This window comes from Marinobacterium sedimentorum, assembly GCF_024267675.1.
GTDB classification, from domain to species: domain Bacteria; phylum Pseudomonadota; class Gammaproteobacteria; order Pseudomonadales; family Balneatricaceae; genus Marinobacterium_A; species Marinobacterium_A sedimentorum.
Genome location: NZ_JALDYX010000035.1, coordinates 40,748 through 49,798, shown reverse-complemented (window position 1 = coordinate 49,798; position 9,051 = coordinate 40,748). Strand labels below are relative to the sequence as shown.

General features: G+C 59.9%; 7 protein-coding genes. 6 read left to right on the top strand and 1 reads right to left on the bottom strand.

What is annotated here, in order from left to right:
* Positions 1–183 precede the first annotated feature (183 nt).
* Positions 184–1,677, bottom strand: a complete 1,494-nt coding sequence (gltX, locus tag MRS74_RS20400; protein WP_254582121.1) for a glutamate--tRNA ligase — start codon at positions 1,675–1,677, stop codon at positions 184–186.
* Between the two features lie 198 nt (positions 1,678–1,875).
* Between gltX and MRS74_RS20395 the strand changes: the two genes are divergently transcribed.
* The 6 genes from MRS74_RS20395 to MRS74_RS20370 all read left to right on the top strand — a co-directional run bounded on the left by MRS74_RS20395 (position 1,876) and on the right by MRS74_RS20370 (position 8,980).
* Positions 1,876–2,463 (top strand): ANTAR domain-containing response regulator, encoded by a 588-nt coding sequence (locus MRS74_RS20395; protein ID WP_254582120.1) that lies wholly within the window; start codon positions 1,876–1,878, stop codon positions 2,461–2,463.
* A 65-nt stretch (positions 2,464–2,528) separates the two neighbouring features.
* A complete protein-coding gene (locus MRS74_RS20390; protein ID WP_254582119.1) occupies positions 2,529–3,704 on the top strand; it encodes a CmpA/NrtA family ABC transporter substrate-binding protein in 1,176 nt (391 codons plus the stop codon).
* 295 nt (positions 3,705–3,999) lie between these two features.
* The gene (locus MRS74_RS20385) at positions 4,000–5,352 is read left to right on the top strand and encodes a CmpA/NrtA family ABC transporter substrate-binding protein (RefSeq protein WP_254582125.1); all 1,353 of its coding nucleotides are present in this window, start codon (positions 4,000–4,002) and stop codon (positions 5,350–5,352) included.
* 45 nt (positions 5,353–5,397) lie between these two features.
* Positions 5,398–6,411, top strand: a complete 1,014-nt coding sequence (locus tag MRS74_RS20380) for an ABC transporter permease (RefSeq protein ID WP_254582118.1) — start codon at positions 5,398–5,400, stop codon at positions 6,409–6,411.
* A gap of 12 nt (positions 6,412–6,423) precedes the next feature.
* Entirely contained in the window at positions 6,424–7,326 is a 903-nt protein-coding gene (locus tag MRS74_RS20375) for an ABC transporter ATP-binding protein (protein WP_254582117.1), read from the top strand.
* Positions 7,327–7,510: 184 nt separating this feature from the next.
* The gene (locus MRS74_RS20370) at positions 7,511–8,980 is read left to right on the top strand and encodes a NarK family nitrate/nitrite MFS transporter (protein WP_254582116.1); all 1,470 of its coding nucleotides are present in this window, start codon (positions 7,511–7,513) and stop codon (positions 8,978–8,980) included.
* Positions 8,981–9,051: the final 71 nt, after the last annotated feature.

The window sequence follows — 9,051 nt, the reverse complement described above, 5'->3', positions numbered from 1 at the left end:
TCTCCCAGCGCTTGGCTTCCTTCTTGGACGGGCCACCGATGATATTGAGCGCATGTCGCATGGCGCACGCGGGCACGACGGCAGAGTCCAGAGTGGACCAAGATCGTTTTAGCAGGAACGTGCAAAAAACCCCGCCGCAGCGGGGTGTTGATCAGGCCGACTCGCGGCCCCGGTCATTGCAGATCAGGCGCCAGTCTTGAGCGCTGCGAATTCTTTCTCCCAGCGCTTGGCTTCCTTCTTGGACGGGCCACCGATGATATTGAGCGCATGGCGCACGCGGGCACGACTCATGTCGGGACCAAGGATCGCCATGGCATCCATCACGGATACCGTCTGGCTGGTGCCGGCAATGGCGATAAACAGCGGGAACAGGAAGTCACGGATCTTGAAGCCCATGCCATCGGCCAGTGCCTTGAGCTGGGTGAATAGCTGATCCTTGGTCCAGACCGACTCAGTATCGATCTGCCAGGAGGCAAACTGCAGAATCTTGCGCACATCTTCCGTCTGCAGGGATTTGTGCACAAAGCTGGATTCATCCAGATCGATCATGCCCGCCAGGAAGAAACCGGCCAGCGGTGCCACATCCGACAGCTTTTCGACGCGCTGCTGAATCAGCGGCAAAATCTGCATCAGGTACTGCGGGTTCAGCGCCCATTGCTGGAAGCGCGCAGCAAACTCTTCCGGACTCAGGTCTTCGCGCAGCCAGAGACCATTGAGCCAGCTGAGTTTTTCCTGATCGAATACAGGCCCGCCCAGGGACACGCGCTGAATATCGAAGTTGGCAAACATTTCGTCGCGCGAGAACTTCTCCCGCTCATCCGGCATGGACCAGCCCATGCGCCCCAGATAATTCAGCAGCGCCTCCGGCAGGAAGCCCATGCGCTGGTAGTACAGGATGCTGGTCGGATTCTTGCGCTTGGACAGCTTGGACTTGTCGGGGTTGCGCAGCAGCGGCATATGACAGAGTACCGGCATGTCCCAGCCGAAGTATTCATACAGCAGCTTGTGCTTGGGTGCCGAGTTGATCCACTCCTCGCCACGAATCACGTGGGTGATCTCCATCAGGTGATCATCCACCACGTTGGCCAGATGGTAAGTCGGCATGCCATCGGACTTGAGCAGAATCTGCGCATCCACCATGCCCCAGTCCAGCTCGATAGTGCCGCGCAACAGATCGTCGATCTGGCAGACGCCCTCACCTTCAGGCACAACCATGCGAATCACGTAGGGCAGCCCCTGGGCCGCGCGCTGTTCCACTTCGGCCGCCGGCAGTGCCAGATCACTCTGTTTCAGCGCGGTATGACCGCCAGCGGCACGACGGGCTTCACGCAGCGCATCCAGCTCTTCAGGCGTGCGGAAGCACAGAAAGGCCTTGCCCTTCTCCACCAGCTCCAGCGCAAAGTTCTTGTAGATATCGCCCCGCTCGCTCTGGCGGTACGGGCCGTGAGGGCCGCCGACATCGGGGCCTTCATCCCAGTCGAGCCCCAGCCAGCGCAGGGAATCCAGAATCATCTGCTCGGATTCCGGCGTGCTGCGCGCCTGATCCGTATCCTCGATGCGCAAAATAAACTGCCCGCCATGCTGGCGCGCGAAGGCCAGATTGAACAGGGCTATAAAGGCGGTGCCGACATGGGGATCGCCGGTCGGGGACGGAGCTACGCGGGTACGTACGGTCATCGTTATCCTGAAAGCTATAATCGAGTTAGCGAAATGACGCGCATTATAGCGCTGCACCCAGACTTGGGACAGTCAAGTACCGACGCTACTCCACAGCAGCGCCTAAATTATCCAACAAGACAGGCATGTTTCATGCATATATATCCAGTCTCAGGATTTTGTTTGTCTGACTGAATGCACCCAGGAGCCCCCGTTAGAATGAAAAGCCCTCCATCGATAAAAGTACTGGTGATTGATGAGGATCGTGGCCGTGCCGCGTTGCTTGAACAGTCGCTGCGCGATCAGGGATATGAGGTGCTGGCACGACTGGACAATACCGATCTGCTGGCCGAACGGGTGGAGGAACTCCACCCCGACATGATCATAATCGATCTGGACTCCCCCAGCCGGGATGTACTGGAGGACATGGCGCTGCTGAATGACCGCTCGCCGCGCCCGGTCGTAATGTTCGCCGAACAGGGCGACAGTGACACCATTTCTAAGGCAATCCGCTCCGGCGTCAGCGCCTACGTGGTCGACGGGCTCGAATTTGGCCGAATCAGCTCGATTCTGGATGTAGCCGCTGCGCGTTTTCGCGAGTTCCAGGCGCTGCGCCGCGAGCTGGTCGAGGCGCGCTCGGAGCTGGCCGACCGCAAACTGATCGAAAAGGCCAAGGGGCTGGTGATGAAACGCCACAAATGCCCGGAAGACGAAGCCTTCAAGGCGATGCGCCGCATGGCGATGGATCAGCAAAAGCCGCTGGCCGACATTGCCCGCAACATTATTGCTGTGATGGAAATCATCTGACTTGAATTACGCCCTGTCAGTACCGCGGCGCCTGATTTGAATCCGACTCAACATGGATACCCGATATGTCCGACCTTAAACTTCCCAGCCGCCTCCCGGCGCCTGAGAAACCACAACTTACACTGGGTTTCGTGCCCCTGATCGACGCCTGCCCGCTGATCGTGGCACTGGAACTGGGATACTTCCGCGACTGCGGTCTGGACGTCAGCCTCAGCAAGGAAGCCTCCTGGGCCAGCATCCGCGACAAGGTACAGCTGGGCCTGCTGGATGCCGCCCAGATGCCGGCGGGCATTCCGCTGGCCGCCGCCCTGGGACTCGGCTACGGCCATAACCCGCTGATCTGCACTATGGGCCTGGGGCTCAACGGCAATGCCATTAGCCTTAGCAGCGCGCTGCATGCAGCCCTGCAACAGGCGCCGGATTTCGGCACCGATCCAGCCTCAGCAGGCGCAGCCCTCGCCTGGTACCTGCGCGAGAACCCCGACAGCCGCCCCACCTTCGCCACTGTCTATACCCACTCGATGCACAGTTTTCTGCTGCGCTACTGGCTCAATGCCTGCGGCATCGACCTGCAGCGCATTCGCCAGGTGGTGGTCCCCCCACCCCAGATGGTCGATGCGCTCAAACGCGGCCTGATCGATGCGTTCTGCGCCGGCGAACCCTGGAACAGCGTCGCCCAGCAACAACAGGTCGGCCGCGTGCTGATCAGCGGCCACCAGATCTGGCATAACGCCCCGGACAAGGTGCTGGGTACCACCGCCCACTGGGCCAGCCAGCACCCGGGCAGCCTGCAACTGCTGATCATGGCACTGCTAAGGGCCTGCGCCTGGCTGGATACACCCGGCAATCGCAGTCGCATGCTCGACATTCTGAGCCAGCCGCAGTACCTGGGAGCGGATCTGATCACACCGGACCCCGAGATAGGCCGGCACCAGTTCTTTGGCAGCGCTGCCAACTTCCCCTGGCAGTCCCAGGCGCGCTGGCTGCTGGAGCAGATACAGCAGGACCAACCCGGCCCGCGCACCGGCGCAGAGCTGGATGAACTGGCGCGCTCGACCTACGACAGCAGCAGCTTTCGCCTGGCCAGTAGCGCGCTGCAGCTTAACCTGCCGCTGGACGACAGCAAGCCGGAGGGCATGCACGACAGCCCCTGGGAGATCGCTGGCAACCAGGGCCCCCTCAGCCTGCCCAGGGACAGGCGCTTCGATCCGAGCGCCCAGCCCGCACCGGCTGAGCAATAACAGTGCAGCACTGCAGCTTCGCTGTATTGCCGCAGTGCACAACAGAGCACGCGAAAACCACAACATATAATTTAATATATATATTTCAATAACTTAAATTTGTGGCACGGCTTATGCAATATCCTGAACAGTTTTTTAAAAAGCAGTTTCAGGCAAAGGCGCCTGTAGCGGGACGAGTACTTCGTCCCGTTGCAGGCGCCTTTTTGTTTGCAATTCAAGGAGCCAGACCATGCCACTCAACACCGCCCTGAGCACCACCTCCGTCCGCCCCCGTCGCACCCTGCTCAAGCAGGCGATGCTCGCCGCCGGCGCCCTGACGCTGTCATCCCTCATGACCTTCAGCCTGGCCCAGGCCGCGATTGGCCCACCTGAAAAGGAAGACCTGAAATTCGGCTTTATCAAGCTCACCGACATGGCCCCGCTGGCGATCGCCTATGAAAAAGGCTACTTCGAGGACGAAGGCCTGTTCGTGCAGATAGAAGCCCAGGCCAACTGGAAAGTACTGCTGGACCGCGTTATCGACGGTCAGCTCGACGGCGCCCACATGCTGGCGGGTCAGCCCCTGGGCGCCACCATCGGCTTTGGCACCAAGGCCGATATCATTACCGCCTTCAGCATGGACCTGAACGGCAATGGCATCACCGTTTCCAACGACATCTGGGAGCGCATGAAGCCGCACATTCCCAAGGATGCCGACGGCAAGCCGGTACACCCCATCAAGGCGGACTATCTGAAACCCGTGGTGGACGAGTTCAAGGCCGAGGGCAAGCCCTTCAACATGGGCATGGTGTTCCCGGTCTCGACCCATAACTACGAGCTGCGTTACTGGCTGGCCGCAGGTGGTATCCACCCCGGTTTCTATGCGCCCCACAAGGGTGATATCAGCGGCCAGCTCAGCGCTGACGCCCTGCTGTCCGTCACACCGCCGCCACAGATGCCCGCCACCCTGGAAGCCGGAACCATCAACGGTTACTGCGTCGGTGAGCCCTGGAACCAGCAGGCCGTGTTCAAGGGCATAGGCGTGCCCATCATTACCGATTACGAAATCTGGAAAGACAACCCAGAGAAGGTGTTCGGCGTTTCCAAGGCATGGGCCGATGCCAATCCCAACACCCACCTGCGCGTCGTCAAGGCCATGATCCGCGCCGCCAAGTGGCTGGATGCCAACGACAACGGCAACCGCCCGGAAGCCGTTGAAATTCTTTCCAGGCCCGAATATGTCGGTGCCGATTACGAGGTTATCGCCAACTCCATGACCGGTACCTTCGAATACGAAAAAGGCGACGTACGCGAGGTACCGGACTTCAATGTCTTCTTCCGCCATAACGCCACCTACCCCTACTACTCCGACGCCATCTGGTACCTGACACAGATGCGCCGCTGGGGCCAGATCGAGGAAGCCAAGCCAGACAGCTGGTTCATGGACATTGCCAAGAAGGTCTATCGCCCGGACATCTACGCCCAGGCGGCCCAGTCGCTGATCGAGGAAGGCAAGATGGATGCGTCCGAGTTCCCGGACTTCGGCACCGAAGACGGCTACCGCGCGCCCCAGACGCACTTTATCGATGGCATCACCTACGACGGCCACAGCCCCAACGACTACCTGAAAAAGTTCGACATCGGCCTCAAGGGCGACGACAAAATCTGAGCTTAACCGGCGCAGGCGGCACGCCTGCGCCCCCGTTGTGGAGCAATGACCTTGAGCACTGCAAGTATCCAAAGTAACCCGATAAAGGCTCGCCGGCTGCGCCTGTCACTGCGCGCCCCCAGTGCCGACAGCGTCACCCGCATCGCCCGCGCCCTGCTGCTGCCGCTGCTCGGCCTGCTGGTGTTTCTGTTCGCCTGGCATATAGCCGCCCGCAACATCGACACTTCCCTCGGGCAGTTCCCGGGGCCGGCACAGGTGTACGAACAAACCTTTGGCCTGATCGCCGATCACAACCGCGAGCGTGCCCGCGAAGCGGCCTTCATGGAGCGCCAGGAAGAGCGCAATGCCGCCATCCTGGCCAAGGACCCCAGCGCCGAGGTCCGCCTGCGCGACTATACCGGCAAGCCGACCTTTGTCGACCAGGTCGGCACCAGCCTGGTGACCGTACTGTCGGGCTTTTTTGTCGCCACTCTGATTGCCATACCGCTGGGCATCCTGATTGGACTCAACGGTACCCTGTACGCCGCACTGAATCCGCTGATCCAGCTGTTCAAGCCAGTGTCCCCCCTGGCCTGGCTGCCACTGGTCACCATGGTGGTCAGCGCCCTCTATGTGTCCGATGACCCGATGTTTGCCAAGTCATTCCTGACCTCCCTGATCACGGTATCGCTGTGCAGTCTGTGGCCGACCCTGATCAATACCGCCGTGGGGGTGTCGAGCATCAGCCAGGACCTGAAAAACGTCAGCAAGGTACTGCGTCTGCCGTTTATGACCCATGTCATCAAGATCGCCATACCGGCGTCGATTCCGGCCATGTTTACCGGCCTGCGGCTATCCCTTGGCATTGCCTGGATGGTACTGATCGCCGCCGAAATGCTGGCGCAGAATCCGGGGCTCGGCAAGTTCGTCTGGGACGAGTTTCAGAACGGCAGCTCCGACTCCCTCGGCCGCATCATGGTCGCGGTACTGGTGATCGGCATCATCGGCTTTATGCTCGATCGCGCCATGCAGCTGCTGCAGAGCCGCATTTCCTGGGACAAGAACGCCGTCGTGCGTTAAAGGAGAATTCTGATGACTCATCTGGAACTTACCGGCGTCGCCATAGACTTTCCGACCTCCCGTGGCCCGTTTCGCGCCCTGAACGGCGTCAATCTGAAAATCGATCAGGGTGAATTCGTCTCCCTCATCGGCCACTCCGGCTGCGGCAAATCCACGGTGCTCAACATAGTCGCGGGCCTCTATCAGGCCACCGAAGGCGGCGTGGTACTGGAGGGCAAGGAGGTGCGCGAGCCCGGCCCCGAACGGGCCGTGGTATTTCAGAACCACTCGCTGCTGCCCTGGCTCAGCGCCTATGAAAACGTTGAGCTGGCGGTCAAGCAGGTATTTCGCAACAGCAAATCCAAAGCCGAAATGAAGGAATGGATCGAGCACAACCTGGAACTGGTTCACATGAGCCATGCCCTGCACAAGCGCCCCGATGAAATTTCCGGCGGCATGAAACAGCGCGTCGGCATCGCAAGGGCCCTGGCCATGCAACCCAAGGTGCTGCTGATGGATGAACCCTTCGGGGCCCTGGATGCCCTGACCCGGGCCCACCTGCAGGATTCACTGATGGACATTCAGGCACGGCTCAACAACACCGTGATCATGATTACCCACGATGTGGATGAGGCGGTGCTGCTGTCGGATCGCATCGTCATGATGACCAATGGCCCGGCGGCCACCGTGGGCGAGATCCTCAACATCGAGCTGGAGCGGCCACGCAACCGTATCGAACTGGCCGATGATGTGCGCTACAACCACTACCGGCATGAAGTGCTGAGCTTCCTCTACGAAAAACAGCGCAAGCCGCCGGAAGGCGTTACCACAGCCGCCCAGGAAAAAAATAAGCCAGCCAAAACCACAGAGCTGGCACAGGATCTGCATTCAAACACGGTATCAGATGGCGAAAAAGCGGCTCACGCGGCGGCCTGACCCACAGCAAAGGCGCTGCGGGCTCATTGACGGGAAACAGACCCCGTCGAAGCGCACCGAAAAAAGGCCACCCAATCGTCAAATGCACCAATTTTGAACAATGGCGTTCAAACAATCCCTCTTGCGGGGATCGTTGAACGCCATTTTTTTTTGCCCTTGTGGACCCAGCGATGGATGTAAAATAATGACTGATCACACCAAGCTCAATCTGTTCTCGTTTACCGGGAAAATGAAGATCCTGCACATGAGCTGGATCGCCTTCTTCCTAACCTTCTTTGTCTGGTTCAACTTCGCGCCTCTGCTGGGCGTGATCAAGACCTCCCTCGGACTGACCTCCGACGAGATAAAGACCCTGCTGATTCTCAACGTCGCCCTGACCATACCGGCCCGGGTACTGATCGGCATGCTCACCGACAAATACGGTCCGCGCAATGTCTATGCCGCGCTGCTGTTCTTCTGCAGCCTGCCCTGCTTCATGTTCGCCCTGGCGCAGGACTTCACCCAGGCCGCCATCGCCCGCTTCCTGCTGGGCTTTATCGGCGCCGGTTTCGTTGTCGGCATTCGCATGGTGAGCGAATGGTTCCCGGCCAACGAACTGGGTACCGCTGAAGGCATCTATGGCGGCTGGGGCAACTTCGGTTCCGCCGCCGCCGCCATGCTGCTGCCGACCCTGGCACTGATCTTTGGCGGTGAAGACGGCTGGCGCTATGCCGTGGGCATCACCGGCCTGCTGTGCCTGATTTTCAGCTTCGTGTGGTTTTTCAATGTTTCCGATACCCCCAAGGGTTCGACCTATTTCAAGCCCAAGCGCATTGGCGGCCTGGAAGTCACCAGCAAGGGCGACTTCATTTTCCTGCTGATCATGAAGATTCCCCTCTATGCCGCCCTGGCACTGCTGTGCTGGAAACTGTCGCCCCAGGGTGTCTCGATTCTCAGCAGCACCGCGGCCCTTTTCATCTATATCGGTCTGGTGGCCTTCTTCGTTTACGATTGCTACGGCGCCTACCGCGTCAACCGGGACATCTTCACCCAGCCGGTACCGGAGATGCACCGCTACAAGTTCAAGCAGGTCGCGGTACTGAATGTGCTCTACTTCGCCACCTTTGGTTCTGAGCTGGCCGTGGTCTCGATGCTGCCGCTGTTCTTTGCCGATGTCTTCGAACTGGACATGGTCTATGCCGGCCTGCTCGCCTCGGGCTATGCTTTCATGAACCTGATGTCCCGCCCGGCGGGCGGCCTGATCAGTGACCGCTGCGGCCGCAAGGCCACCCTGCTGGTACTGACAGCGGGCCTGGCCATCGGCTATGCCGTCATGTCGGTGATCGACAGCAGCTGGCCGCTGGCGCTGGCGGTGATTGCCGCCATGGCCTGCTCGTTCTTTGTCCAGGCCGGTGAAGGTGCCGTTTTCGCGGTGGTACCGCTGATCAAGCGCCGCCTCACAGGTCAGGTGGCAGGCATGACCGGCGCCTACGGCAATGTCGGTGCGGTCTTCTACCTCACCGTGTTGTCCATGGTCAGCTACCAGACGTTCTTCATGGTCATTGCCGGTACGGCCGTGGTCGGCTTTATCGCCCTGCTGCTGCTGGAAGAACCCCGCGGACACATGGCCGAAGTCAATGCAGACGGTAGCGTCGAGCTGATCAGCGTCTCCTGATCTGCACGCTTACAGGACGTGAACAGGGGGCGCAGCCGCAGGGCTTCGCCCCCTTTTGAGGTTTTGGAACC